This window comes from Serratia sp. CoH_122_TC_1 (assembly GCF_058191755.1).
Genome location: NZ_JBXWLA010000003.1, coordinates 303,963 through 330,096, shown reverse-complemented (window position 1 = coordinate 330,096; position 26,134 = coordinate 303,963). Strand labels below are relative to the sequence as shown.

Here is a 26,134-nt window from a genome sequence, read left to right as displayed (position 1 = left end):
AAGATGTGCTAAAGGCGTGTTCGAATAATAGATAACAATTACTTAGAGCCATATCGGCCAGAGGAAGAGGAAAGCAACGCCACATCTCGCAGAGCTGGTTGCCAATGCCAAGGCAGCCGTAGAAGATGCCCAGGATGTTGCCGCGTTAGATTTGGTACGCGTCGAATATTTAGGCAAAAAAGGTCATTTCACCTTGCAGATGCAGTCGCTGCGTGACGTGCCGGCGGAAGATCGCCCGGCTGCCGGTGCGGTGATCAACCAGGCAAAACAAGCGGTGCAGGAAGCGCTGAACGCGCGTAAAAACACGCTGGAATCTGCCGCATTGAACGAACGTCTGGCCGCAGAAACCATCGACGTCTCTTTGCCGGGCCGCCGTATGGAAAACGGTGGATTGCATCCGGTGACGCGCACCATCGACCGTATCGAAGCCTTCTTCGGTGAGTTAGGTTTCTCCGTGGAGACCGGGCCGGAAATTGAAGATGACTATCACAACTTCGACGCGTTGAATATTCCGGGTCATCACCCGGCGCGCGCCGATCACGATACCTTCTGGTTCGACGCCACACGCTTACTGCGCACACAGACATCCGGCGTGCAGATCCGCACCATGAAGAACCAGCAGCCGCCAATCCGCATTATTGCACCGGGCCGTGTGTACCGTAACGATTACGACCAGACACATACCCCGATGTTCCATCAGATGGAAGGCCTGATTGTTGATAAAGACATCAGCTTCACCAACCTGAAGGGGACATTGCATGATTTCCTGAATAACTTCTTTGAAGAAGACTTGCAGGTTCGTTTCCGTCCGTCTTACTTCCCGTTTACCGAGCCTTCCGCTGAAGTGGATGTGATGGGTAAAAATGGCAAGTGGCTGGAAGTGCTGGGCTGCGGCATGGTTCACCCGAACGTGCTGCGCAATGTGGGCATCGATCCGGAGATTTATTCCGGTTTCGCTTTCGGTATGGGTATGGAGCGTCTGACGATGCTGCGTTACGGCGTTACCGATCTGCGTGCATTCTTCGAAAACGATCTGCGTTTCCTCAAACAGTTTAAGTAAGGCGGGAATATCACATGAAATTCAGTGAACTCTGGTTGCGCGAGTGGGTAAACCCGGCCATCAGCAGCGAAGCATTATCCGATCAAATTACCATGGCCGGCCTGGAAGTGGACGGCGTGGAGCCTGTCGCGGGTGCCTTTAACGGCGTGGTCGTGGGCCATGTTGTTGAGTGCGGTCAGCATCCGAATGCGGACAAACTGCGCGTAACCAAGATTAATGTGGGCGGTGACCGTCTGCTGGACATCGTCTGTGGCGCACCAAACTGCCGCACTGGCTTGAAAGTGGCTGTTGCTACCGTGGGCGCAGTGCTGCCAGGCGACTTCAAAATCAAAGCTGCGAAACTGCGTGGCGAACCTTCTGAGGGTATGCTCTGCTCGTTCTCCGAACTGGGGATTACCGACGATCACGACGGTATCATTGAGCTACCGGAAGACGCGCCAATCGGGACAGATATTCGCGAATATCTGCAGCTGAACGACAACGCGATCGAAATCAGCGTCACGCCGAACCGTGCCGACTGCCTGGGTATTATTGGCGTTGCACGCGATGTTGGCGTTTTGAATCAGGTTGCGTTGACCGAACCGGATATGAGCCCGGTAGCCGCAACTATCAATGATACATTGCCAATCCGTGTTGATGCGCCTCAGGCGTGCCCGCGTTATCTTGGCCGCGTAGTAAAAGGCATCGACGTTAAGGCTGCCAGCCCACTGTGGATGCGTGAAAAACTGCGTCGTTGCGGTATCCGCTCCATTGATGCCGTGGTTGATGTGACCAACTATGTACTGTTGGAACTGGGGCAACCCATGCATGCCTTCGACCTGAGCCGCATTGAAGGCGGTATCGTGGTGCGTATGGCAAGCGAAGGCGAAACCCTGACGCTGTTGGACGGTAACGAAGCGAAGCTGAACGCCGATACTTTAGTGATTGCCGATCACCAGAAAGCCCTGGCGATGGGGGGCATCTTCGGTGGTGAACATTCCGGTGTGAACGAATCTACCCAGGATGTGCTGCTGGAGTGCGCTTTCTTTAGCCCATTGTCCATTACCGGACGCGCACGCCGTCATGGCTTACACACTGACGCATCACACCGTTACGAGCGTGGCGTTGATCCTGCGTTGCAGTATAAAGCAATGGAGCGAGCGACTCGTCTGTTGATTGATATTTGCGGCGGTCAGGCTGGCCCTGTGATTGATGTAACCGCTGAAAGCGAGCTGCCAAAACGCGCCACCATTACGTTGCGTCGTGAAAAACTGGATCGCCTGATTGGTCACGTTGTGCCAAGTGAGCAGGTAAGCGACATTCTGCGTCGTTTGGGTTGCCAGGTGACCGAGCAGGGCGATAACTGGCTGGCGGTTGCGCCTAGCTGGCGTTTTGATATGGAAATCGAAGAAGACCTGGTGGAAGAAGTGGCCCGTGTTTACGGCTACAACAATATTCCTGACGTCCCGGTACGCGCTGACCTGATCATGACCAAGCATCGTGAAGCGGATCTGACGTTGAAGCGTGTGAAGACCATGTTGGTCGATCACGGTTATCAGGAAGCCATCACCTATAGCTTTGTTGATCCTAAAGTTCAGGCCTTACTGCACCCTGGCGAAGACGTCTTGATTCTGCCAAGCCCGATTTCGGTCGAAATGTCTGCGATGCGTCTGTCTCTGTGGACCGGTTTGCTGTCTGCGGTTGTCTATAACCAGAATCGTCAGCAAACTCGCCTGCGCCTGTTTGAAAGCGGCCTGCGCTTTGTGCCTGATACTGCGGCAAATCTGGGTATCCGTCAGGACGTCATGCTAGCTGGGGTGATTGCGGGCCATACGCATGAAGAACATTGGGATCTGGCGCGTAAGCCTGTCGACTTCTATGATTTAAAAGGGGATCTGGAGTCTGTTCTGGAGCTGACCGGTAAATTATCTGAAATTCAGTTCAAGGCAGAGACTCATCCAGCATTGCACCCGGGGCAGAGTGCGGGCATTTATTTCCAAGGTGAACCTGTAGGTTTCATCGGTGTAGTTCATCCGGAACTTGAACGTAAACTGGATCTTAACGGCCGAACAGTGGTGTTCGAACTGGAGTGGAACAAGGTCGCAAGCCGCGCCGTGCCTCAGGCGCGAGAGGTTTCTCGCTTCCCGGCAAACCGCCGTGATATCGCTGTTGTGGTGGCTGAAAACGTCCCCGCAGAAGATATTTTGGCAGAGTGTAAGAAAGTTGGCGCAAATCAGGTAGTTGGCGTAAACTTGTTTGATGTGTACCGTGGCAAGGGCGTGGCAGAGGGTTATAAGAGCCTGGCTATCAGTCTGGTATTGCAGGATACCGCTCGTACACTGGAAGAAGAGGAGATAGCCGTTACCGTTGCAAAATGTGTAGAGGCTCTAAAACAGCGATTCCAAGCATCCTTGAGGGATTGAACCTATGGCGCTTACTAAAGCTGAAATGTCAGAACACCTGTTTGAAAAGCTTGGGCTTAGCAAACGGGATGCCAAAGACCTGGTAGAACTGTTTTTCGAAGAGGTACGTCGTGCTCTTGAGAACGGTGAGCAGGTAAAACTGTCAGGTTTTGGCAATTTTGATTTGCGTGACAAAAACCAACGTCCGGGGCGTAACCCGAAGACCGGCGAGGATATTCCGATTACGGCGCGCCGCGTGGTCACTTTCCGTCCGGGACAAAAGCTGAAAAGTCGGGTAGAGAACGCAAGCCCGAAAGAGTAAGTTACGTGAAACCAAAAAAGGCCGCTTTTGCGGCCTTTTTCTTTTTGTGTATTAAATTCGGTTTATTCTTAAATTAAGGCGGAAAAACGAATTAAAAAATTAAGTTTCATTGGTTTTTTTAAATCCAAAATAATATATCGTTTGCGGATTATTCTTATGGTTATTTTTAACTTCGCATTACCATAAATAAAAGAGGCCGAAGCCCCTAATAATTAATAATGGTTGTAGTAGTGGCCAGGGCCACCACCGCCTCGGTGTCCACCACCGTAAGGCCCGTAGCAACAGGCGCTAAGCGCCGTGGCCAGCACGGCAACGGTCAGCAGCAGTACAATACGCTTAATCATAATAATATCTCTCTGGTGGGTGTTGGTTGAATTATAAATGTCGGTAGGGTACGCAGTACGTCAGTTATTCGTTAAGCGTTGTTAGCAGCTATAATTATTTAAATAACGAAAAGTTGACTGTATGGATTGTGTAAAGGAGATGAAAACGATCTGAAAATAGGCTTTGGTGAGATAGGCGCAAAATAAACGCACTGATATAAACACCACAGCGAGAAAATAAAGTAGGAGCGTAAAATGAAAAAGATCCTGTTGCTGGTGTGTTTACCGCTGCTGCTGCCGCTGGTTGCAAAGGCGGATGTCTCTATCGATATCAATGTACCGGGTGTTGCGGTGCATTTGGGGGATCAGGATCGTCGCGGCTACTATTGGGATGGATACGACTGGCGTCCACCACAGTGGTGGCATGAACACCAGGGACGCGGTATTGGCGAACGAAACAACCGCGGTATGTATTGGGATGGTGGGCGTTGGCAACCCTCGCCGCCGCGCGGAAATGATCACCGTGGCCCTGAGCGAGGGGGTAACCCATTCCACGGTGAGCGTGATCATCGTGATAACGGCAATCATCATGACAATGGCGACCGCGATAATGGCCGCGATCGTGACAATGGTCACGGCAAACCCTATCCGCAAAACAATAACGACCCTCGCCGCTAATTGATTTAACGGCGGCTAATCTTGCCATCACCTGCGCGTGGTGGGCAGGATTAGCCGCTGTTTTCCTGCCGTAATCCTTATGCAATGCTTTCCCTTCTGAGGCTAACCCCCTAATATTTGACCCAGACGTCAATTATTCGGCCGCTGATCACGGCCAGCAGGGAACCGCCACACTTATGTCAACCCGCCAGACTTTTACCTTATTGCTGCACAAACAGCGTCATCGCGATAAACGGCATCTCATGGTGTTGGCGTTGGGCGTTGCCGTTGCTTTTGTTTTCAGCCTCAGTGCCGGTGATGTATGGCTTTGGCCCACGCAGTGGTCGAGTGAAACGGCGCAGCTGTTTGTCTGGCAATTACGCTTGCCCCGTGCGCTGGCGGTGATGTTGGTCGGGGCGAGCCTGGCGGTTGCGGGTGCGGTAATGCAGGCACTCTTTGAGAATCCGTTGGCCGAACCGGGTTTGCTGGGGGTGGCAAATGGCGCGGGTGTGGCGTTGGTGCTAACGGTGCTGTTGGGCAACGGCCTGCTGCCGGTGGCGATGATGAGCCTGAGCGCTATTGCCGGTGCATTGATAATGACTTTCCTGTTGCTCAGTTTTGCGCGGCGCAAGCGCTTGACCAATGCGCGTTTACTGCTGGTCGGCGTTGCCCTGGGCATTCTGTGCAGTGCCGTGATGACCTGGGCGGTGTATTTCAGTTCCAGTCTGGATTTGCGCCAACTTATGTATTGGATGATGGGAGGGTTTGGCGGCGTTGACTGGCGACAGAAGTGGCTGGTATTGGCGCTGTTGCCCGTGTTGTTGTGGTTGTGCGTTCAGGGCAAAGCGCTGAACTTTATGGCGCTGGGGGAAGTGCAAGCTCGCCAGCTTGGCCTTTCTTTGCACCTCTGGCGCAACCTGCTGGTTTTAGCGATCGGCTGGCTGGTGGGGGTTAGCGTCGCCTTGGCGGGGGTGATCGGTTTCGTCGGGTTAGTGATACCGCATATACTGCGTCTGAGTGGCCTGACCAACCAACGTTATTTATTGCCCGGCTGCGCGTTGGCGGGCGCCGGCGTGTTGCTTGCGGCCGATGTCATGGCTCGTATTACTTTGCTGTCGGCTGAATTACCCATTGGTGTGGTGACCGCTACGTTGGGTGCACCTCTATTTATCTGGTTACTGATCCGGGTAAAAAGCGTAAGGTAGTTTCTCTGTTCATCTGCAAGCAAAACAAGAGGATAAAATCCATGGCTCAACCGATTTATGACATTCCACTGAATACCATCCAAAACCAGCCCACCACGCTGGGTACTTATAAAGGCCGCGTGTTACTGGTGGTGAATGTGGCATCAGAGTGCGGCTTGACGAAACAGTACGAAGGACTGGAAGCCTTATATGAAACCCACCGGGAGCAAGGTTTTGAAGTCCTGGGCTTTCCGTCTAATGAGTTTCTGGGGCAGGAACCAGGAAGCAACGAAGAGATCCTGGCTTTTTGCCGTGGCACCTTTGGCGTCCAGTTCCCGATGTTTGCCAAACTCGAAGTCAACAGTGAAAACCGGCATCCATTGTATCAGGCGCTGATCTCTGCAGAGCCTCAAGCCGTTGCACCACAGGGCCGTGAGTTCCTGGCACGCATGAGCAGCAAGGGCCGGGCACCGAAGCAAACCGGCGATATTTTGTGGAACTTTGAGAAATTCCTGATCGGGCGCGATGGCACTGTGATCCAGCGTTTCTCCCCGGACACAACGCCGGAAGATCCGATCTTGGTTGCTGCGGTTAAACAGGCGTTGGCCGAAAAATAAAGAGGGAGTGGTAATTAAGCATGCTGCAACTCAGTCAGGTTGGGGTAGAAGGGCGTTTTACGCCGTTTTCAGCACAGGTCGATGCTGGGTTGCAGTTTCACCTTATTGGTCCGAATGGCGCCGGTAAAAGCACGCTGCTGGCGCGACTGGCGGGTATATTGCCGGGTACAGGTGATGTCTTGCTCGCCGGGAAACCATTGGAAGACTATCAGGGCCATGAGTTGGCGTTGCGCCGTGCCTATTTGAGCCAGCAACAGCCGCCAGTCGCGCTGATGCCCGTATTCCAATATCTGGAACTGCACCGCCCGGCGGGGGCCGCGGAAGAGGCTCTGGAAAGTACCCTTCTTTATCTCTGTCAGCGTCTGAAACTGATGGATAAATTGTCCCGCATGTTGACACAACTATCCGGCGGGGAGTGGCAACGGGTGCGGCTGGCGGCGGTATTGCTGCAAGCCTGGCCGACGGTCAATCCGCGGAGCCAACTGTTGTTGCTGGACGAACCGACGAACAGTCTGGACGTGGCGCAGAAGGTTGCCCTGGATAGGTTGCTGCGGGAGTTTTGCCAAAGTGGGCGCAGTGCATTAGTTTGCGCGCATGACCTCAACCATACCTTGCAGCAGGCCGACCGAGTTTGGTTATTGCATGCAGGCCGTTTGGTTGCCCAGGGAGCCACGCAGGAAGTGATGGAGCCGTTATTGCTTTCAACAATTTATGACGTGGATTTTCACTTGCAGGCGGTTGGCGATCAACGCTGGATTATGACCAAAACTGCATAGTCCGTTAGCACGGTTAAAATTCACCCTAAACGAAAATTAAACGGACCCGATATAAATAGCGAGATAACGGTCGGCGTTATTTCCCTTTTTGCTTAAAATTGTCTGTCCAATCTTGAAAACCGTCGCTGACGTGCTACGATGATTAAGTTCAAAAATAATAAGTAAATAATTATAAATCACTATAACTAATTGATTATTAAATCAATTTAATTTTATGATGATGGCCCTCGCAGATCAGATAGTTAACTGATAATAAATCGCATCTTAAGGTTTAGTTAAGCTTGCGGCCGTACATTGGCAGTTAATCAACCAGGAACGATTCTCTCTGGCGTTTAATATCCGTTAAATAAAAGAGATCTACAGTGTCATTAAAAGAAGTTTGATACGTTTGGGGTTAACTATGGATCAATTTTTACCTTTCTCACGCCCAGCGATTGGCGATGAAGAAATCGCGGCGGTAGAAAGGGTATTGCGCTCAGGTTGGATCACTACCGGGCCGCAAAATCAGCAGTTGGAAAGTGAGTTTTGCGCCACCTTCGGCTGTAAACATGCCATTGCTGTTTGTTCCGCCACCGCCGGTATGCACATCACCCTGATGGCTCTGGGTATTGGCCCAGGCGACGAAGTTATCACTCCCTCACAGACCTGGGTTTCCACCCTCAACATGATTGAATTGCTCGGCGCGACGCCGGTAATGATTGACGTTGACCGCGATACGCTGATGGTCAGCGCCAGCGATGTTGAAGCAGCGATTACGGCAAAAACCAAAGCTATTGTTCCGGTACATTACGCTGGCGCACCACTGCAAATGGACGCGTTGCGCGATGTGGCTCAACGCCACAACATTCCTCTGATTGAAGACGCGGCCCACGCCGTCGGTTCCCGTTACAACGGTGAGTGGGTCGGTGCTCGTGGCACGGCCATCTTCTCATTCCACGCGATTAAGAATCTGACCTGCGCCGAAGGCGGCCTGATTGCCACCGACGACGACGAATTGGCGGATCGCCTGCGTTGTTTGAAATTCCACGGTTTGGCCGTTGATGCGTTTGACCGCCAGCAACTGGGGCGCAAACCTCAGGCTGAAGTGGTCGAGCCTGGCTACAAATACAATCTTTCTGATATCCATGCGGCCATCGCCGTGGTGCAACTGGCACGCTTGCCGCAGCTTAATGCTCGCCGTAACGCGCTGGCGCAGCGTTATCTCACCGCGTTGGAAGGCTCGCCTTTCCTGCCGCTGGGTTTGCCGGATTACCCGCATGACCACGCATGGCATCTGTTTATGGTACGCGTTGATGCCGAGCGCTGTGGGATCGACCGCGATCAACTGATGGAATGCTTGAAAGAAGTCGGTATTGGCACCGGTCTGCATTTCCGCGCGGCCCATACTCAAAAGTTTTATCGTGAACGTTATCCGCAGCTGTCATTGCCGAATACTGAATGGAACTCGGCGCGCCTGTGTACCTTACCGCTATTCCCTGATATGACCGACGACGATGTTGATCGCGTGGTCAAAGCCTTGTCTTCTGTTGTGGAGTCGTTACGTGTCTCGCGTTGAACCGATAAAAAAAGTTTCGGTGGTGATCCCGGTATACAACGAGCAGGAAAGCTTACCTGCTTTGCTTGAGCGTACCAGTGCTGCCTGTAAACAATTGACCCAACCTTATGAAATTATCCTGGTCGATGACGGAAGCAGCGACAACTCTGCTGACATGTTGACCGCCGCGGCTGAACAGCCAGGCAGCTGTGTTATTGCGGTATTGCTTAACCGTAACTACGGTCAGCATTCGGCGATCATGGCCGGTTTCAACCAGGTGAGTGGCGATCTGGTGATTACACTGGATGCCGATTTGCAAAACCCACCAGAAGAGATCCCGCGTTTAGTGCGCGTGGCGGAAGAAGGCTACGACGTTGTGGGCACCGTGCGTGCTAATCGTCAGGATTCCTGGTTCCGAAAAAGTGCCTCGCGCATCATCAATATGATGATCCAACGCGCCACTGGCAAATCGATGGGGGATTACGGTTGCATGCTACGTGCTTACCGTCGCCATATTATCGAGGCGATGCTTAACTGCCACGAGCGCAGCACCTTCATCCCTATCCTGGCGAATACCTTCGCCCGCCGCACCACAGAAATTGAAGTGCTGCATGCTGAGCGTGAGTTTGGCGATTCTAAATACAGCCTGATGAAGCTGATTAACCTGATGTATGACCTGATCACCTGCTTGACGACAACACCGCTGCGTTTGCTCAGCGTTGTCGGCAGCGTGATAGCTCTCTCAGGTTTCATACTGGCAGTGCTGTTGATCGCTCTGCGTTTGATTATGGGACCTGAATGGTCAGGCGGCGGGGTGTTCACCCTGTTTGCCGTATTGTTTACCTTTATCGGCGCCCAATTTGTCGGCATGGGCCTGCTGGGCGAGTACATCGGTCGTATCTATACCGACGTGCGTGCTCGTCCCCGTTATTTTGTTCAGAAAGTGGTCGGTGAACAGCCGACTCACAATACTCAGGAAGAAGAATAATGAAAGCTATTGTATTTGCTTACCATGATATTGGCTGCGCAGGCCTGAAAGCGCTAACTGACGCAGGCTATGATGTTCAAGCGGTATTCACGCATACCGACGATCCTGGTGAGAACAACTTTTTCTCCTCCGTTGCCCGCTTGGGTGCAGAATTGGAGTTGCCGGTTTATGCGCCGGATGACGTTAACCACCCGCTGTGGATCGAGCGTATCCGTCAGATGCAGCCGGACGTTATTTTCTCATTCTATTATCGCAATCTGCTGAGCGACGAACTTCTGTCACTGGCCCCGAAAGGCGGTTTCAACCTGCACGGTTCATTGCTGCCACACTACCGCGGCCGCGCACCAGTGAACTGGGTGTTGGTGAATGGCGAAACCGAAACCGGTGCGACGCTGCATAAAATGGTCAAGCGTCCAGATGCGGGTGACATCGTTGGTCAACGTAAAGTGACCATTGCCGCTGAAGACACTGCTCTGACGCTGCACAAAAAAGTGTTGGAAGCCGCGCAGGTACTGCTGAAAGACGAGCTGCCAAAACTGAAAAACGGTACCGCCACGTTCACCGCGCAAAACGAAGCCGAAGCCAGCTATTTTGGCCGTCGCACTGCGGCAGACGGTGAAATTCTTTGGCATAAATCCGCGCAGGAAATCAACAACCTGGTGCGTGCTGTTACCGAACCTTACCCAGGGGCTTTCAGCTACCTTGGCCAGCGTAAATTGATCGTTTGGCGCGCTCGCGTGCTGGATACACAGCACGACAAACAACCGGGTACTGTGCTCAGCACTTCTCCGCTGGTTATTGCCTGCGGTGAAGGCGCACTGGAAATCGTTGCCGGTCAAAACGATGCGGGTCTGTACGTACAGGGCAGCCGTCTGGCACAGGAAATGGGTATCGTCACCGATGTGCGCCTGGCTGCCAAGCCAAACGCAGTGATGAAGCGCAGAACGCGTGTGCTGATTCTCGGGGTTAACGGCTTCATCGGTAACCACCTGACCGAACGCCTGCTGCGTGATGACCGTTACGATATCTACGGCTTGGATATTGGCTCTGATGCTATCAGCCGTTTCCTTGATAACCCGCGCTTCCACTTTGTGGAAGGTGACATCAGCATTCACTCCGAGTGGATCGAGTATCACATTAAAAAATGTGACGTTGTTCTGCCGCTGGTGGCTATTGCGACGCCAATCGAATATACCCGCAACCCACTGCGCGTGTTCGAGCTGGATTTTGAAGAAAACTTGAAAATCGTCCGCGACTGCGTGAAATACAATAAGCGCATTATCTTCCCGTCCACCTCTGAAGTGTATGGCATGTGTGACGATAAGGAATTTGACGAAGACCACTCACGTCTGATTGTTGGGCCAATCAACAAACAGCGCTGGATTTATTCCGTGTCCAAACAGTTGCTGGATCGGGTTATCTGGGCATACGGTGCCAAAGAAGGCCTGAAGTTCACGCTGTTCCGTCCATTTAACTGGATGGGGCCACGTCTGGATAACCTGGATGCTGCGCGTATTGGTTCTTCCCGTGCTATTACCCAGTTGATTCTTAATCTGGTTGAAGGTTCTCCAATCAAATTGATGGACGGCGGGGCGCAGAAACGTTGCTTCACTGACATCAACGACGGTATCGAGGCGCTGTTCCGCATTATCGAAAACCGTGATGGCCTGTGTGACGGCCAGATCGTCAACATTGGTAACCCGACCAACGAAGCCAGCATCCGCGAATTAGCAGAAATGCTGCTTGAAAGCTTCAACAACCACCCGCTGCGCGATCGCTTCCCGCCGTTTGCCGGCTTCAAAGATGTGGAAAGCAGCAGCTACTACGGTAAAGGCTATCAGGACGTTGAGCACCGTACGCCAAGCATCAAGAATGCGCGTCGCCTGCTGGATTGGCAGCCGACTATCGCGATGCAGCAAACCGTTGCTGATACGCTGGATTACTTCTTGCGCACAACCGTTCAGGAAGGTGACGGTGCATGAAGAAAGTCGGTCTGCGAGTTGATGTAGATACCTTCAGCGGCACCCGGGAAGGGGTGCCGCAGTTGCTGGAGTTGTTTGACAAGTACAATATTCAGGCCAGTTTCTTTTTCAGCGTAGGACCGGACAATATGGGGCGCCATCTTTGGCGCCTTTTGCGTCCGAAATTCCTGTGGAAAATGCTGCGTTCTAACGCAGCATCACTGTATGGCTTGGACATTTTGCTGGCTGGCACAGCCTGGCCGGGACGCAATATCTCCCGTCGGCTGGGGCCGTTGATGAAACTTACCGCAGAGGCCGGGCATGAGGTGGGGTTACATGCCTGGGATCATCAGGGTTGGCAAGCCAAAGTCGCGCGCTGGTCTGAGGCTGAGCTGACGCAGCAGGTTCAACTTGGTGTGGACGCACTGGCTGCCAGTACCGGTCAGCCGGTTAAATGTTCAGCGGTTGCCGGTTGGCGTGCAGATACGCGGGTGTTGGAAGTGAAGCAGCGTTTTGGTTTTCATTACAACAGCGATTGTCGTGGTACGCATCCCTTCCGACCTGTGTTAAGCGATGGCCGCCTGGGAACCGTACAGATTCCAGTCACGCTACCGACCTTTGATGAGGTGATTGGTAGCGAAGTGAGTATGGCTGACTTTAACGATTACATTCTGCGGGCCATTGAAAGCGATCCGGGTGTGCCGGTATATACCATTCACACTGAAGTTGAAGGTATGTCACAGGCAGCCATGTTTGAGCAGTTACTGCAGCGGGCGCAACGGCAGGGCATAGAATTCTGTCCGTTAAGCGCACTGTTGCCCCAAGATTTGGCGTCATTGCCATTGGGCCGCGTCGAGCGTGCTCCTTTCCCTGGCCGCGAAGGTTGGCTGGGCTGTCAAACCGATGTGAAGGACGATTCATGAAGGCGCTAAAAGGATCATGGGCCATTTTATTGGCCATTTTTTTTGCTTTGGTTTACCTGATTCCTCTCAACGGTCGCCTGTTATGGCAACCAGATGAAACTCGCTATGCTGAAATTAGCCGAGAGATGCTGCAACGTGGCGACTGGGTCGTGCCGCATTTGCTCGGTCTGCGCTATTTTGAAAAACCGGTTGCTGGCTATTGGTTCAACAACATCAGCCAATGGTTGTTTGGTGATACTAACTTTGCGGTGCGCTTTGGTTCGGTATTTAGCACCGGCATGACGGCGTTGCTGGTATTTGTACTGGCAATGCTGATGTGGCGCAATGCCCACCGCGCTTGCCTGGCGGTACTGATTTTCCTGTCTATGGTGCTGGTTTTCAGCATCGGTACCTACAGCGTATTGGATCCGATGATCTCGTTGTGGCTGGCCGCAGCCATGGTCAGCTATTATCTGACGCTGAAAGCCACCACGGTTAAAGGCAAACTGGGCGGCTACGTGCTGCTGGGCTTGGCCTGTGGAATGGGCTTTATGACCAAGGGGTTCCTGGCACTGGCGGTACCGGTGATTGCGGTGATCCCGATCGTTATACAACAGCGGCGGATTAAAGATCTGTTGATTTATGGCCCTGTGGCGATCGTGGTTGCCGTGTTGCTGAGCTTGCCTTGGGCGTTGGCGATTGCACAACGTGAACCGGACTTCTGGAATTACTTCTTCTGGGTTGAGCATATTCAGCGATTCGCCGAAGACAATGCCCAACATAAAGCGCCATTCTGGTATTACCTCCCGATTCTGATGGCTGCTGTATTGCCATGGCTGGCACTTTTGCCGGGGGCGCTGCTCAAAGGCTGGCGTGAACGCGTCCAACGGCCTGAGCTGTTCTTCCTGCTCAGTTGGGTGATGATGCCGCTGATCTTCTTCAGCATCGCCAAGGGCAAGTTGCCAACCTATATTCTGCCATGCATGGCACCGATGGCGTTGTTAATGGCGGCGTATGCTGAAGATTGCGTGGCGGCACTGCGCAATAAGGTCTTCAAGGTTAACGCCGTATTAAACGGATTGTTTGGCTTAATCGGCATCGTGGCGCTGCTGCTCCTGGGCTCCGGGTTACTGCCGAAAGTGCATTTGTTTACCGCACAAGAGTGGCCGAAGATCGTCATCGGCATTATCGCCTTTGCCGGTTGGTTGCTGTTTGCTGTCGTATCGGTGCGCAATAATGCAAAACGCTGGAGCTGGGCGGCGGCTTGCCCGTTGCTGCTGTGCCTGCTGATTGGTTATGCTATTCCACAACAGGTCACTGACTCCAAATTGCCGCAAAACTTCGCGCAGACCAATATGGCTGAGTTAAGCCACAGCCGTTATGTACTGACTGATAGCGTTGGCGTGGCTGCGGGTTTGGCCTGGGAATTGAAGCGCAGCGATGTACTGATGTTTAACCAGAAGGGAGAAGTTTCCTATGGCTTGGATTACGCAGATGCGCGTAGCCATTTCATCAGCGATGCGGACTTCCCACAGTGGTTGGAACAGGCACGTAAGCAGGGCGATGTTTCACTGGTCTTGCAGTTGTCCCGTGGCGAAAGCATTGAACAGCAAAATCTGCCGCCGGCGGATAAGGTGCAGGTAATGAACCGTCTGGCATTGTTCTGGTATCAGCAGCAGCCATGATCATCGGCTATCTGTTGGTCATTGTGGTCAGCTTGCTCACCTGTGGTGGGCAGCTGTGCCAGAAACAGGCCGCCCAGTGCTGGCAGTTGGCTCCCGCCGTCAGGCGGGGGCCAACGCTGCGTTGGTTGGCACTGGCGGTGTTGTTGTTAGGGTTAGGTATGGCCGTGTGGCTTAACGTATTACAACGTTTGCCGCTCAGTTTGGCCTATCCGACACTCAGTCTGAACTTTGTGTTGGTGACGCTTGCCGCCCGTTGGTTGTTTAAAGAACCGACTACCGTACGGCATTGGTGGGGGGTAGGTTCGATTATGCTGGGGATCCTGCTGATGAGTATAAATCCATGAGGGGCTATGCCTGGGGCGCTGCCAGCGTCCTGCTGGTTACGCTGGCACAGCTGTTGATGAAGTGGGGAATGTCACAGATCCCACTGATGTCATTTGCTGACGTCACTCTCAGCCTGTTTAGCCAATACTGGTTACCACTTCTGGCGGTCAGTGGCGGTATTTTCGGCTATGCATTGTCAATGTTATGCTGGTTCTTCGCGCTCCACCATTTGCCTCTTAACCGTGCTTATCCCTTGCTGAGTGTCAGTTATGCGTTGGTCTATCTGGCGGCGGTGATTTTGCCATGGTTTAACGAATCGGCTACCTTACTGAAAACATTGGGTACGCTGTTTATCCTGTTTGGCGTGTGGTTGATTAACAGCCAAGCCACGGTAAAAACGCCCCAATAGCACAAAAACTGGCGCTAATACGATTATCTCCTTCACAGCGCTTGCCTTTTTCCCCCGGTGGGGGATAAATTAGCCCAAAATAGCGATCTCCTTACGTGGTGCCAGCTTTGCCTCGCAGGCGGTAGGCTTTACCGGACGGCATGATGCGGCAGCGTGTTCAATGAAGGGATATTATGCGGATGCGTATTTGGTTTTTACTCGCCAGTTTAATACTTGCTGGTTGCAGCAGCCATGCACCGCCTCCAAGCGGCCGGTTGGCGGATTCCATTGTGGTGGTGGCTCAGTTAAATGAGCAGCTGCGTCAATGGTACGGCGCACCTTATCGTTACGGTGGCGTGGATCGGGGCGGCGTTGATTGCTCCGGGTTCGTCTATCGCACCTTCCGCGACCGTTTCGATATGCAATTACCTCGCTCCACAGCAGAGCAAACGTCTCTGGGCACCAAAGTGTCTCGTGATGAACTGATGCCGGGCGATTTAGTCTTTTTCAAAACCGGTGCTGGCGAGAACGGTTTGCACGTCGGCATTTATGATACCAACGATCAATTCATTCACGCGTCCACCAGTCGAGGCGTGATGCGTTCGTCTCTGGACAACGTATATTGGAAAAAGGCCTACTGGCAGGCTCGCCGCATTTAGTCTTAACTCTTTGATTTGGTGTATCATGGCGGTATCACATATTTAACGGTGACCGCCATGACACGTTTACGCTTATTGATTTCCGACTCTTACGATCCTTGGTTCAATCTGGCTGTGGAAGAATGCATCTTCCGCGAAATGACTACGCAGAAAATTCTGTTCTTATGGCGCAACGCCGAAACCGTGGTCATTGGCCAGTCACAAAACCCCTGGAAAGAGTGCAATACCCGCAGGATGGAACAAGACGGCATTCGCCTGGCACGTCGTAGCAGTGGCGGTGGCGCGGTATTTCACGATCTGGGGAATACCTGTTTTACTTTTATGGCGGGCAAGCCCGATTACGATAAGACAGTCTCAACCGGGATTATTCTGCAGGCGTTGGCACAGCTGGGTATTGCCGCCACCGCGTCCGGGCGTAATGATCTCGTGATCGATACCGCAGACGGCGTACGCAAAATCTCCGGGTCGGCCTACCGAGAAACGCAGGATCGCGGGTTCCACCACGGTACGTTATTGCTCAATGCCGATCTTAACCGCTTGGCGGACTACCTTAATCCTGACCCCAAGAAATTGCAGGCTAAAGGCATCACGTCCGTACGCTCTCGCGTTGCCAATCTGTCAGAATTTCTACCCGACATTAGCCATGAACACGTATGCAACGCGGTGATCCAGGCGTTCTTTAATCACTATGGAGAGACCGCCACGGCGGAGATCATCTCGCCTGATGTCTATCCTGACCTGCCGGATTTTGCCGCACAGTTCGCCAAACAAAGCAGTTGGGAATGGAACTTTGGCAAGGCGCCAGCGTTTAGTCATTTGCTAAATGAACGTTTTGTCTGGGGCGGGGTAGATATCTTCTTTGACGTAGAGAAGGGCCTCATCTGCCGGGCGCAAATCTTTACCGACAGCCTTAGCCCGGCACCGTTACAACATTTGGCCGACATGCTGATTGGCTGTGCCTACCGTACTGATGCACTGGCAGCGTGCTGTGACAGTCTGATTGCCCAGTTTCCAGAACAGGGGGCTGAATTGGCCGAGCTGCGGCAATGGCTGGTTGAGACGATTAAATAATATTCAGATTCTGAATGTTCTGGGATGAGGCAACTCATCCCTTTTTTATGCCAGAAAGAGGGGCTTACTGACGGCCGGTATCCTCCCTTCGACAAAAAATGCAGCCAAAACATCGATGTAGTAGATTTTTCTCAAAAAGCAAGGTGGCATTTTTTTACCGTTTCAATGCAAGGAATAACGAGTGAAATTGATGCGTAATTAAATTTAATCAGTTTATGTGTCTCTTGTGCTTATGTTTGTCGTATACCTTGTTAATAGATTTACGTTGTTAGGATTTTCTTTAATGAAAACAATGATAATAAGTCAAATTTTTAGCGTGACGATATCACTTAAGTTAAATATCGCTTTGTTTAGGGTGTGGCGCGTGTTTTTACCCTTAAGCCAAATTGTTTCTGTTTCCGTCTGATGTGTCGTGGATATAGCTTTAATCTATCAATTAAATGATAAGTTATGGGAGGCTGCATTGATATTTCCGATTAATCTCAGAGGGATTGATCGATAAAATATATTGATATACGATGAGGTGCTCGCCATTCAGCCTGTGGCATTGAAATGAAAATCCAATTCGAAGCTGACTTTATTAGTAGCTATGTTTTTCAACCTGTTTACTCAATGGAGGGCAGGCTGTTAGCGGTAGAAATCTTGAACCGTTTTAATAGTCTGGACGGTGATTTGGCTATGCCGGCTGACATTGGGATTAATTTATTGACCGCTGAGCAAAGGATTGAGTTATTTAATGAGCAATTGAAATTGGCAGAACAGAATGCACCCTGGTTTGCCGAAAACAACGTGTTGTTGACGCTGAATATCGAAGAAACTCTTGTCGATTTGATACTCACTGATGATCAACTGTGTGAACGCATCAGAAAGTGGCCTTTTATTGCCTTTGAAATCAGTGAAGGTTTTCCGAATCTTTCGGCAGGTAAAAACAATGAAAAAATCTACCGGCTTAGCGAGAGGTTTTCGCTATGGTTGGATGATTTTGGTTCTGGTCAGGCAACGTTGACGGCATTGTATGATGGTTTGTTCGACTATGTGAAAATTGACAAGCGTTTTTACTGGCAGTTGTTTACCCATCAGGGATATGACGTGGTCATTGACTCGCTATTAAAGAATATCAATCTGCTGTGTAAGGGGGTGATCGTCGGAGGAATAGAGAAAAAGGAATACTTTAATAAGCTCAGACATGCTGGCGTTTTTGGGCTGCAAGGTTTTTTATGGCCTAGCGTCGGTGTGGATAATCTGGCAGCGTTACGGGTAACACCCGATGAGTTTAATAACAATAATTGAGACCGCACACACAACGGAGCCAATAGTGGACTGGATGATTTTTTCTGTGATTCCGGCGCTGTTATTCATTATCATTTTCTCGCTGATTAAGTATTTTATCTACCAGCGTAAAAAGACATTTAAGTCGTATCGGCATAAACGCTGATCTCCCGCATCTGCCCGCGTTTCAGGCAGATGCGTTCTCCCTACATTTCCTCTGTGTTAATCGTTCCGTCCTGGCTCTACACTAGCTGTAACGGAGGGCCTATGCCGCAGTTTGAAAATGCTTACCATGACCAGCTAGCCGGTTTTTATACCGAATTGAACCCTACGCCGCTGAAAGGCGCTCGCCTGCTGTATCACAGTGAGCCACTCGCGCGTGAGTTGGGGCTGGACGAAAGTTGGTTTACCCAAGATAAAACCCCGATTTGGGCGGGTGAAACACTGCTGCCAGGGATGAAACCGTTGGCACAGGTATACAGTGGGCACCAGTTCGGGGTTTGGGCTGGGCAGTTGGGTGATGGCCGTGGCATTCTGCTGGGCGAACAGCGACTGGCCGATGGCCGCAGTATGGACTGGCATCTGAAAGGGGCCGGAATGACGCCATACTCGCGTATGGGGGATGGCCGTGCGGTGCTACGTTCGGCGATCCGCGAGTTCCTGGCCTCCGAGGCAATGCATCATCTGGGTATTCCAACAACGCGAGCACTGACCATTGTGACCAGTGAGCATCCCGTTTACCGTGAACAGCCGGAACACGGAGCGATGCTATTGCGCATAGCAGAAAGCCATGTCCGCTTCGGCCATTTTGAACATTTCTACTACCGCAAACAGCCAGAGCAGGTACAACAGTTAGCTGATTTTGTCATTGCCCGCCACTGGCCGCAGTTTCAAGATCAAAGCGATGGCTATTTGCAGTGGTTTACCGATGTCGTCGAACGTACCGCACGGCTTATCGCCCATTGGCAGACCGTTGGCTTCGCACATGGCGTGATGAATACCGATAATATGTCGATTCTGGGTATGACCATTGATTACGGCCCCTATGGCTTCCTGGATGATTACCAGCCCGACTATATCTGCAACCATTCTGACCATCAGGGCCGTTATGCATTTGATAATCAACCGGCAGTCGCATTGTGGAACCTCCACCGGCTGGCGCAGACGCTGTCCGGATTGATGAGCACCGAACAGTTGCAGCAGGCACTGGCAGCCTATGAACCGGCATTGATGCGTGCCTACGGGGAACAAATGCGGGCCAAGCTCGGTTTCTTCACCCAGTCGCAGCAGGATAACGATCTGCTTACCGGGTTGTTGAGCATGATGGCACAAGAAGGGCGGGATTATAGCCGTACCTTCCGTTTGTTGGGCCAAACGGAACAGCAACAAGCGCAGTCGCCATTACGGGATGAGTTTATTGATCGCGCCGCATTCGACAGTTGGTATCAGCAATATCGTCAGCGTTTGCAGCAAGAACAGGTGAGTGATGCCGAGCGTCAGCGGGCAATGAATGCCGTGAACCCTAAGTTAATTCTGCGCAACTATCTGGCACAGCAGGCGATAGAGAGTGCTGAACAGAACGATGTCAGCAAACTGGCACGTTTGCATCAGGCCTTACTGACCCCTTTTGCTGACACAGCGGAATATGACGATCTCGCGGCGTTGCCGCCAGATTGGGGCAAACACCTGGAGATTTCCTGCTCGAGCTGAAATACCCGTCGTCTTTCAAGTGGCAGGGTGGTTACCTGCACTCAGTGAGGTGGCCCGTCCATGGGCCACACCCCTTGTTGCGAGCCGCGTTCACATCAGCTGGGCGCCTGGCTGCAACTTAACATTCATCGGGTATAGGCATGGCAGTCAACTCATTGGCGCAAATACACCTGCGGCAACGCCACTTCCGGGTGGTGCACCACTCCCAAGTCCGCCTGATACCAACGGGTGAGAATCTCCGCCTGCAAGACCTCTTGCGGCGTCCCCGAAGCGACCAGTTGCCCCTGATGCAGCAACAAAATGCGGTCGGCATACAGCGCGGCCAGGTTGAGGTCGTGCAGTACGCAGCACACGGCAATGGGCTGCTGGCGTGTCAGCGTCCGCAGTAGCCTCAGCGTATGCTGCTGGTGGTAGAGATCCAATGCTGACGTCGGTTCGTCAAGAAACAGCCAGGCCGGAGAGGGCTGTGGCTGCCAGAGTTGCGCCAATACGCGGGCAAGCTGCACCCGTTGCTGTTCACCGCCGGAAAGTTGGCGATAATCTCGTTGTGCCAATTCAAGGCAGCCGGTTTGCGTCATCACCTGTTGTATTGCTTGCTGCGCATCCCGCTTGCCATGTGGCGCACGCCCCATGCTGACCACTTCTTCTACCGTAAAGGGAAAGGCCAAATCACTATGCTGGCGCATTACCGCGCGCACCTTCGCCAATTGCTGGGGATGCCACTGTTCTAACGGGCGTCCGAGCAACTGGCATTCGCCACAACCTGGAGCCAGATACCCGGTTAACACACGTAGCAACGTCGACTTACCCGCACCATTCGGCCCGATAATCGCCACCATTTCACCGCTGTTGATGCTGAGTGACACGTCGTTGATTAACCTGCGTGAACCCAGGCTGTAGCGTAATTGCTGCGCTGTCAGACTTGATGTGTTATCCACCCACACGCTCCCGCTGGCGCATGACCAGCCATAAGAAGTAAGGCCCGCCAATCAGGCTGGTCATCAAGCCGACGGGCATTTCCGCCGGTGCAACCAGCGTGCGTGCAAACGTATCGCTGACTAAAAGCAGGCAAGCTCCCCCCAGTGCAGAACAAGGCAACAGCCAGCGATGGTCACCGCCAAGGCGCATACGAACCAGATGCGGTACCACCAGCCCGATAAAGCCAATCACGCCGCTCATTGCCACTGCCGCGCCAATCAATAATGCGCTTAATAACAACAGCTGCAGTTTGGCACGCTGGACGTTCACGCCAAGATAATGTGCCTCTTCATCACCCAGTTGGAGCAGGTTCAGTCTACGCGCTTGCAACAGCGTGAGTAGGGTCGCTGGTAAAATCAGGGTGGCGGAAACCGCCAGCGTAGGCCACTGCGACTGGCTCAAGCTGCCCATCATCCACAATGAAAACTGGCGCAATTGCTGATCGTTACTCAGGTAAGACAGTACGCCAATTGCCGCCATGCACAGCGCATTGATGGCAATGCCCGCCAGTAACAGACGCGACAGGCTCCCGTGCCCGCTGCGGCTGATGCCGTAGATCAGGATAGACACCAGCATGCTGCCGAGAAACGCCGCCAGCATGTGGCCATAGAGGGCAACTACCGGTGGTAACGCCAGTGGCATCACGATAATCAGTGCGACAAACAGCGCACCGCCACTGCTGATACCCAGCAAGCTGGGGTCAGCCAACGGGTTGCGGAACAGCCCCTGCATTACGGCACCGGACACGGCTAACGCGCAGCCAATCACCACCGCTAACAGCACGCGCGGCAGACGGATGTTTAACCAGATATGCCAGGTGGTGTCGCTGAACGGTTGCTGCCACAAGGTACGGAATGACAAGGTCAGTGCACCCATATTGGCGGCACCCAGCGCCAGCAGCGTCAGTAACACCAGCAGGCTGGCAATCGCCAGGCGTGGGGAAGTGCGACTGCGCATTACTTTTGCTCCGCCGCATTACGCAATTTAGCCAGCGCGGCAGGCGTTTCTAACCCAAAACCGAGCAGCGCCATATCGTCAACGACCAGCACACGATGTTGTTTACCGGCAGGCGTGAGTGCAATGCCGGGCAATTTCCAAAGTTGTTCCTGCCCACCGAGGGTTTTAATGCCGTCAGTGGTGACCAACAACAGATCGGGTGCACTGGCGATCACGCCTTCCTGCGACAGCGGGCGGTAGCGGCTAAATCCTTGCATGGCGTTCTTCAGACCGGCTGCGGTGATGACCGCATCAGCCGCGGTGTGCTGCCCGGCAGCCATGGGGGTAATGCCGCCATGGCTCATGACGAACAAGACCCTGACCGGCAAGGCATCTGTTTTTACCGCCGCCAACTGTTGCTGGTAGCGCGTGTTTAACGCCTTGCCTTGGGCGGTTCGTTGCAGTGCATTGGCAATGACGGTGATTTTTTCCGGCACGCTCTGCAACGTGGTATCGCCTGGAATGCGCACCACGTTAACGCCGCTTTCTTCCAGTTGTTTCAGTACCAAGGCCGGCTCGGCCAACTCAGTGGTCAATACCATCGTGGGTTTTAACGCCAGAATGCCTTCGGCATTAAGCTGGCGCATGTAGCCGACATCCGGCAGTTTTTTGACGGCTTCCGGTTGCAGACTGGTACTGTCTCGCGCTATCACCTCATCGCCCGCGCCCAGTGCGAAGGCAATTTCGGTGACGTCACCGCCTATCGAGACAATACGTTCTGCCGCCGTAGCGGTGAAGGGTAACGCCAGCGCAATGCACAACGCCAGGCGACGGGTCAATGAGGATGTCATGCAGCAATGTCCTTAGGTTCAAGTGCCGCAACCTGCTCGCGCCACTGGGTTTGTTCAGGTTGACCTTCAGTACGTTGACCGTAAAGCTGGGCGATTTGTGTCCCATCAGCAGCGAACAATTCCAGACTGGTGACAAAGCCGTCTTTGGTTGGTTTGCGGGTGATCCAACTTTCGGCGATGGCATCTTCGATCAGGTGCAGGGTGAAGCGACGGTTAAACACGTTAATCCAGCCTTCCTGTGGCATCAGACGCTCGATCTGACCGGTAAAGATCTGCACACAGCCACGGTTGCCGACAAAAATCATGATTTCGTTTTGCAGGCCGAGCGCTGCGTTGAGCAACTGGGACAGGGCGCTGTTATCCACCCGGTAGGCCAAATCGTTGCCGACGGCCTTGAAGGCCTGCTGACGCGTCAGCTTATTGCGGCTTAACAACTGGAAGAACTGGTGAACGTCGGTCATTTCACGCCATTCGCGGTCGATCTTTTCGTTGTCCGGTGCGGCGTTACTGACCGTAGCGTCCGGGGCTTTCAGTTCCAACGCCGGATTTTCTGCACTCAGATGGCGCTCCACCAACGCCATCCAGGCGGACAGGTCGGTCTCGTCGGTGGTGTACACCTTATGCAACGCGTCACCCTGATGATCGAAGAACTGAATGCTGTGACGCACGCCGCGCTTGTTGGTTTCGCTCATGGCGAAGGCGCTGGCCCACTGGTTGAGGAACAGCCGCAAATCCAACTCGCGCGGGTTGAGGATCAGCCCCGCGTGTCCGTTCAGGTGTTGGTTGAGGTAGCGCCCCATCTGCTCGTGCACCGCGTAGCTGTTACGGGTGATGGATTTGGTGACGCCAACCTGCTCCAATTCGGTCAGCAGGGTACGGGCATCAGTCTGAAGGCGGCGGGTATCCTGACCAACGCGAGCATGGGTCAGTTCCGCTTCGCTAACGCCAAGCAGTTCGGCCAAATCACGTGCATATTTGCCTGGGTTATCAATCTTGGCCTGCTGGTAGCGTGCGTAGAGGGTATTGCTCATAAATAGTTCTCCTGTGTAAGGTGCAATCGGCGGGCATTCGGGTTGCCCGCCGGACTTAAAACGTTACCACTGGTAGCTGACCAACAGTTTGGCATTACGGCCATCCTGCGGAATGCCCTGCGGCGAGTAATATTCTTTGTCGAAGGCGTTCCCCAGCACCACGGTGGTGGTGACGCCTTGCAGACGATCGCGACCTTTATAGCTCAGGTAGAAATCGTTGACGCCGTAGCCGCCTTGTTCTGGCGTGCCGGTTTCTACGCGGCTAGCCCGTTGGGCTAAGGTGGCGACCCAACCGGTTGACAGGCCTGTTTCGCCGAGTGGAATATCCAATGTGCTCGTGACGGTGTCTGGATTGATGCTGTTTAGCCATTCGCCGCTGGTTTCGTTCTTGCCGCGGGTACGGTTGTATGCCAAGTCCCAGCCAAAAATCGAGGTTTTATAGCTCAGCATGGCGTCCCAACCCCAGATTTTTGCCCGGTCGATGTTGGTCGAGAACGTGGTACAGCTGATGCAATAAGGGCCACGTGGGCCGCGCCCCAGCTCCATGGTGACGTTCGTGGTGATGTAGTCCCGCGCCTTGGTGTCGAAGTAGCTGGCTTTAAATTGCAGGCTGTCATCAGCCAACAACAGATCGTCAAAGCGTAATCCAAAACCGTATTCTTGGGTCGCATTGGTTTCAGGCTTCAGATTTGGGTTGGGCACCCAGTTGTTGGTAATGGTGGTAGGCCCCATAGGGATCGAGAAGTGTTTGGAATCGTTGTACATCTCGCCCATCGTTGGGGCACGGAATGCCTGCGAGTAGGAGCCGAACAGCATCAACCAATCGGTTGGCGTGATGCTGACTGCACCGCGCGAGGACCACTTGTCGGCATCCACGTCCGCATATCCGTCGCTAGAGCCTTTGTAATTGTCGTAGCGCGTCCCGGCAAGCAGGGTGATAGGCAAATCACGCAGGGTGATTTCGTCTTGTAACCAGCCGGAAGCAAAATTGATTTTTGCCTGTGGGAAGCTTTCCGTGGCGCCACCTGGCGTTTGTTCCTGCTTGTAAGCTTCACTGCCGTAGGTAAACAAGTGGGAAGCGAAGGTATCCGCAAACAGCCGCGTGCGGTTTTCCAACTTAGCACCCCGCGTGGTTTGCTTGCGGGCCTCATCTTCACTGCCGTTGGTGTGTGCGTTAATCTCTACTTCGGAGTAATAGATTTTCGCTTCTGCGTCGAGCCAGTCTTGGCCTACAGGTTTCAATTTGTAGCTAAGTTGACCGTCACGCTGGATGGTAGAACGGTCGGTCATCAGGTTACCGCTGCTGCTGGCGGACTCTTGCGGGTTCTTTGGCTCCTGCGCCCGGTTATTGTAGTAGCGTAAATTCCCGCTTAACGATTGGTTCTCATCGAGCATCCATGTCCCTTTGGCTAACACATTGCTGATGGTTTCATCATTCGGTGCATCGAAGCCGTTACCCTGGCGCAGATTACCGACATCACGGGTGCCGAATGACAGCAGGCCGTCGAGGCTGTCGGTCCTGCCGTAGGTGCTGGCACCCATACCCAGGCTGTGATCGCCGCTACCCGCGGTGCCATAGACCCGGTAGCCGCTATTGTGACCCGGCATTAATAGATCGGCGGCATCCACCGTTTCATAGGCAATTACGCCGCCCAACGCACCGCTGCCATACAACAGGGCAGAAGGGCCGCGCACCACTTCAATACGCTTTACCAGAGCAGGGTCGAGGAATGTCGCACCAAGGTGCCCGGTGTCAGTGCCCTGACGAATACCGTCTACCAGCGTTAGTACGCCATTTTTACCATAGCCGCGCATAAAAACGTCCTGACCGTTGCTGCGACCGGTGCCATTGACGGTAATACCCGGCACGCGGCGTAGCATATCGGCGGCGCTGGTGGCGGTCTGGCTTTCAGGCGTATCGCCCTCGATCACCGTGACCATCATTGGTGCTTCGAAGCTGCTGCGCGCGTTGCCGGTGGCGGCCACGGTCATTGTTTCGTCGCTGGCTTTGTCTTTTTTCGCTGGTGAAGCCGCCGTCGTAGAACGGGAAGAGGTCGTGCTGTTGGTTTGTGCAAAAGTCACCGCCGGCAGAGCACAGGCAATCGCCAGACTCAATGCGGATAAACGCAGCCGGGTGGAAGGGGTCAGAGGCATGTCGCAACTCTCCGTATGTTTTTAACATATCAATAGATTTGCTGGCTGCCTGGATCAACATCGATCGGGGTGGCTGGCGTTAAGGGATAGGTGTTATTTGGTCAGGATCAATTTCCCGGCTTTGGTCTGCCGCAGCTGATAGCGCTGGCCCTGATGGATGATGATCGCCACGCCATCGGCATCAAGCAGCTGAGTGCTGTCGTAGCAAGGAGGCGAGGTCAGGCCGGTCGCCGCGGGGCTAGCGGCTTTGGCGGGTAGATTATGATTGTGATTATCCATCGTCATGTGTTTATAAAACAGACCATTAAATAGTAATTAATATCAAAGTGAGAATCATTATCATGTGAACGAAAGGTTACATCAAGGAAAATTT

25 protein-coding genes are annotated in these 26,134 nt (G+C 53.1%); 18 read left to right on the top strand and 7 right to left on the bottom strand.

Translation table 11 applies throughout. The features are described 5' to 3' along the window. Positions 1–52: 52 nt before the first annotated feature. Genes pheS through ihfA form a run of 3 tightly spaced genes read left to right on the top strand, consistent with a single transcriptional unit; the run spans position 53 to position 3,763 of the window. Complete coding sequence (pheS, locus tag AC2FC2_RS05940) at positions 53–1,060, top strand: phenylalanine--tRNA ligase subunit alpha (RefSeq protein ID WP_490658945.1); 1,008 nt, start codon at positions 53–55, stop codon at positions 1,058–1,060. A gap of 14 nt (positions 1,061–1,074) precedes the next feature. Next, a complete protein-coding gene (gene pheT / locus AC2FC2_RS05935; protein WP_404759728.1) occupies positions 1,075–3,462 on the top strand; it encodes a phenylalanine--tRNA ligase subunit beta in 2,388 nt (795 codons plus the stop codon). Between the two features lie 4 nt (positions 3,463–3,466). Then, on the top strand, positions 3,467–3,763 hold the full coding sequence (gene ihfA / locus AC2FC2_RS05930) for an integration host factor subunit alpha (protein WP_004943604.1): 297 nt from the start codon (positions 3,467–3,469) through the stop codon (positions 3,761–3,763). A 212-nt stretch (positions 3,764–3,975) separates the two neighbouring features. On the opposite strand, the gene AC2FC2_RS05925 is transcribed toward ihfA, so the two are convergent. Next, positions 3,976–4,107, bottom strand: coding sequence for a hypothetical protein (locus AC2FC2_RS05925; RefSeq protein ID WP_265556156.1), 132 nt, complete (start codon positions 4,105–4,107; stop codon positions 3,976–3,978). Between the two features lie 234 nt (positions 4,108–4,341). Here AC2FC2_RS05925 and AC2FC2_RS05920 point away from each other — a divergent pair, with 234 nt between their 5' ends. From AC2FC2_RS05920 to AC2FC2_RS05850, 15 genes are all read left to right on the top strand, one after another. Next, entirely contained in the window at positions 4,342–4,764 is a 423-nt protein-coding gene (locus AC2FC2_RS05920) for a DUF2502 domain-containing protein (protein WP_209633011.1), read from the top strand. Between the two features lie 176 nt (positions 4,765–4,940). Further along, a complete protein-coding gene (gene btuC, locus AC2FC2_RS05915) occupies positions 4,941–5,948 on the top strand; it encodes a vitamin B12 ABC transporter permease BtuC (protein WP_404759726.1) in 1,008 nt (335 codons plus the stop codon). 41 nt (positions 5,949–5,989) lie between these two features. Continuing rightward, a complete protein-coding gene (locus AC2FC2_RS05910) occupies positions 5,990–6,544 on the top strand; it encodes a glutathione peroxidase (RefSeq protein ID WP_490658932.1) in 555 nt (184 codons plus the stop codon). A 20-nt stretch (positions 6,545–6,564) separates the two neighbouring features. Next, positions 6,565–7,320, top strand: a complete 756-nt coding sequence (gene btuD / locus AC2FC2_RS05905; protein WP_265556153.1) for a vitamin B12 ABC transporter ATP-binding protein BtuD — start codon at positions 6,565–6,567, stop codon at positions 7,318–7,320. Between the two features lie 400 nt (positions 7,321–7,720). Then, a complete protein-coding gene (arnB, locus tag AC2FC2_RS05900; protein WP_490658931.1) occupies positions 7,721–8,875 on the top strand; it encodes a UDP-4-amino-4-deoxy-L-arabinose aminotransferase in 1,155 nt (384 codons plus the stop codon). Further along, entirely contained in the window at positions 8,862–9,842 is a 981-nt protein-coding gene (gene arnC / locus AC2FC2_RS05895; RefSeq protein ID WP_209633015.1) for an undecaprenyl-phosphate 4-deoxy-4-formamido-L-arabinose transferase, read from the top strand. The genes arnB and arnC overlap by 14 nt, the downstream gene beginning before the upstream one ends. Then, on the top strand, positions 9,842–11,824 hold the full coding sequence (gene arnA, locus AC2FC2_RS05890) for a bifunctional UDP-4-amino-4-deoxy-L-arabinose formyltransferase/UDP-glucuronic acid oxidase ArnA (RefSeq protein WP_209633016.1): 1,983 nt from the start codon (positions 9,842–9,844) through the stop codon (positions 11,822–11,824). The genes arnC and arnA overlap by 1 nt, the downstream gene beginning before the upstream one ends. Beyond that, complete coding sequence (gene arnD / locus AC2FC2_RS05885) at positions 11,821–12,726, top strand: 4-deoxy-4-formamido-L-arabinose-phosphoundecaprenol deformylase (RefSeq protein ID WP_209633017.1); 906 nt, start codon at positions 11,821–11,823, stop codon at positions 12,724–12,726. Before arnA ends, arnD begins: the two co-directional genes overlap by 4 nt. Continuing rightward, positions 12,723–14,390, top strand: a complete 1,668-nt coding sequence (gene arnT, locus AC2FC2_RS05880) for a lipid IV(A) 4-amino-4-deoxy-L-arabinosyltransferase (RefSeq protein WP_490658930.1) — start codon at positions 12,723–12,725, stop codon at positions 14,388–14,390. Before arnD ends, arnT begins: the two co-directional genes overlap by 4 nt. Further along, positions 14,387–14,734 carry a 4-amino-4-deoxy-L-arabinose-phosphoundecaprenol flippase subunit ArnE gene (gene arnE, locus AC2FC2_RS05875; protein ID WP_209633019.1) on the top strand — a complete coding sequence of 116 codons (348 nt, stop codon included), beginning with the start codon at positions 14,387–14,389 and terminating at the stop codon, positions 14,732–14,734. Before arnT ends, arnE begins: the two co-directional genes overlap by 4 nt. After that, a complete protein-coding gene (arnF, locus tag AC2FC2_RS05870) occupies positions 14,731–15,123 on the top strand; it encodes a 4-amino-4-deoxy-L-arabinose-phosphoundecaprenol flippase subunit ArnF (protein ID WP_209633020.1) in 393 nt (130 codons plus the stop codon). The genes arnE and arnF overlap by 4 nt, the downstream gene beginning before the upstream one ends. A gap of 173 nt (positions 15,124–15,296) precedes the next feature. Then, positions 15,297–15,761, top strand: a complete 465-nt coding sequence (locus tag AC2FC2_RS05865) for an NlpC/P60 family protein (protein ID WP_037418610.1) — start codon at positions 15,297–15,299, stop codon at positions 15,759–15,761. 57 nt (positions 15,762–15,818) lie between these two features. Further along, positions 15,819–16,832 (top strand): lipoate--protein ligase, encoded by a 1,014-nt coding sequence (lplA, locus tag AC2FC2_RS05860; RefSeq protein WP_265556151.1) that lies wholly within the window; start codon positions 15,819–15,821, stop codon positions 16,830–16,832. 552 nt (positions 16,833–17,384) lie between these two features. Beyond that, positions 17,385–18,122, top strand: a complete 738-nt coding sequence (locus tag AC2FC2_RS05855; RefSeq protein ID WP_209633022.1) for an EAL domain-containing protein — start codon at positions 17,385–17,387, stop codon at positions 18,120–18,122. Between the two features lie 246 nt (positions 18,123–18,368). Next, on the top strand, positions 18,369–19,811 hold the full coding sequence (locus tag AC2FC2_RS05850; RefSeq protein WP_490658929.1) for a protein adenylyltransferase SelO: 1,443 nt from the start codon (positions 18,369–18,371) through the stop codon (positions 19,809–19,811). 152 nt (positions 19,812–19,963) lie between these two features. On the opposite strand, the gene AC2FC2_RS05845 is transcribed toward AC2FC2_RS05850, so the two are convergent. The 6 genes from AC2FC2_RS05845 to hemP form a co-directional block, all read right to left on the bottom strand. Next, positions 19,964–20,749, bottom strand: a complete 786-nt coding sequence (locus AC2FC2_RS05845) for a heme ABC transporter ATP-binding protein (RefSeq protein WP_209633024.1) — start codon at positions 20,747–20,749, stop codon at positions 19,964–19,966. After that, positions 20,742–21,746 carry a FecCD family ABC transporter permease gene (locus AC2FC2_RS05840; protein WP_314592289.1) on the bottom strand — a complete coding sequence of 335 codons (1,005 nt, stop codon included), beginning with the start codon at positions 21,744–21,746 and terminating at the stop codon, positions 20,742–20,744. The genes AC2FC2_RS05845 and AC2FC2_RS05840 overlap by 8 nt, the downstream gene beginning before the upstream one ends. Then, a complete protein-coding gene (locus AC2FC2_RS05835) occupies positions 21,746–22,576 on the bottom strand; it encodes a heme/hemin ABC transporter substrate-binding protein (RefSeq protein WP_209633026.1) in 831 nt (276 codons plus the stop codon). The genes AC2FC2_RS05840 and AC2FC2_RS05835 overlap by 1 nt, the downstream gene beginning before the upstream one ends. Continuing rightward, entirely contained in the window at positions 22,573–23,607 is a 1,035-nt protein-coding gene (locus tag AC2FC2_RS05830; RefSeq protein ID WP_209633027.1) for a hemin-degrading factor, read from the bottom strand. The genes AC2FC2_RS05835 and AC2FC2_RS05830 overlap by 4 nt, the downstream gene beginning before the upstream one ends. A 63-nt stretch (positions 23,608–23,670) precedes the next feature. Then, the gene (locus AC2FC2_RS05825) at positions 23,671–25,761 is read right to left on the bottom strand and encodes a TonB-dependent hemoglobin/transferrin/lactoferrin family receptor (protein WP_490658928.1); all 2,091 of its coding nucleotides are present in this window, start codon (positions 25,759–25,761) and stop codon (positions 23,671–23,673) included. Positions 25,762–25,854: 93 nt separating this feature from the next. Continuing rightward, complete coding sequence (hemP, locus tag AC2FC2_RS05820; protein WP_209633029.1) at positions 25,855–26,040, bottom strand: hemin uptake protein HemP; 186 nt, start codon at positions 26,038–26,040, stop codon at positions 25,855–25,857. Positions 26,041–26,134: the final 94 nt, after the last annotated feature.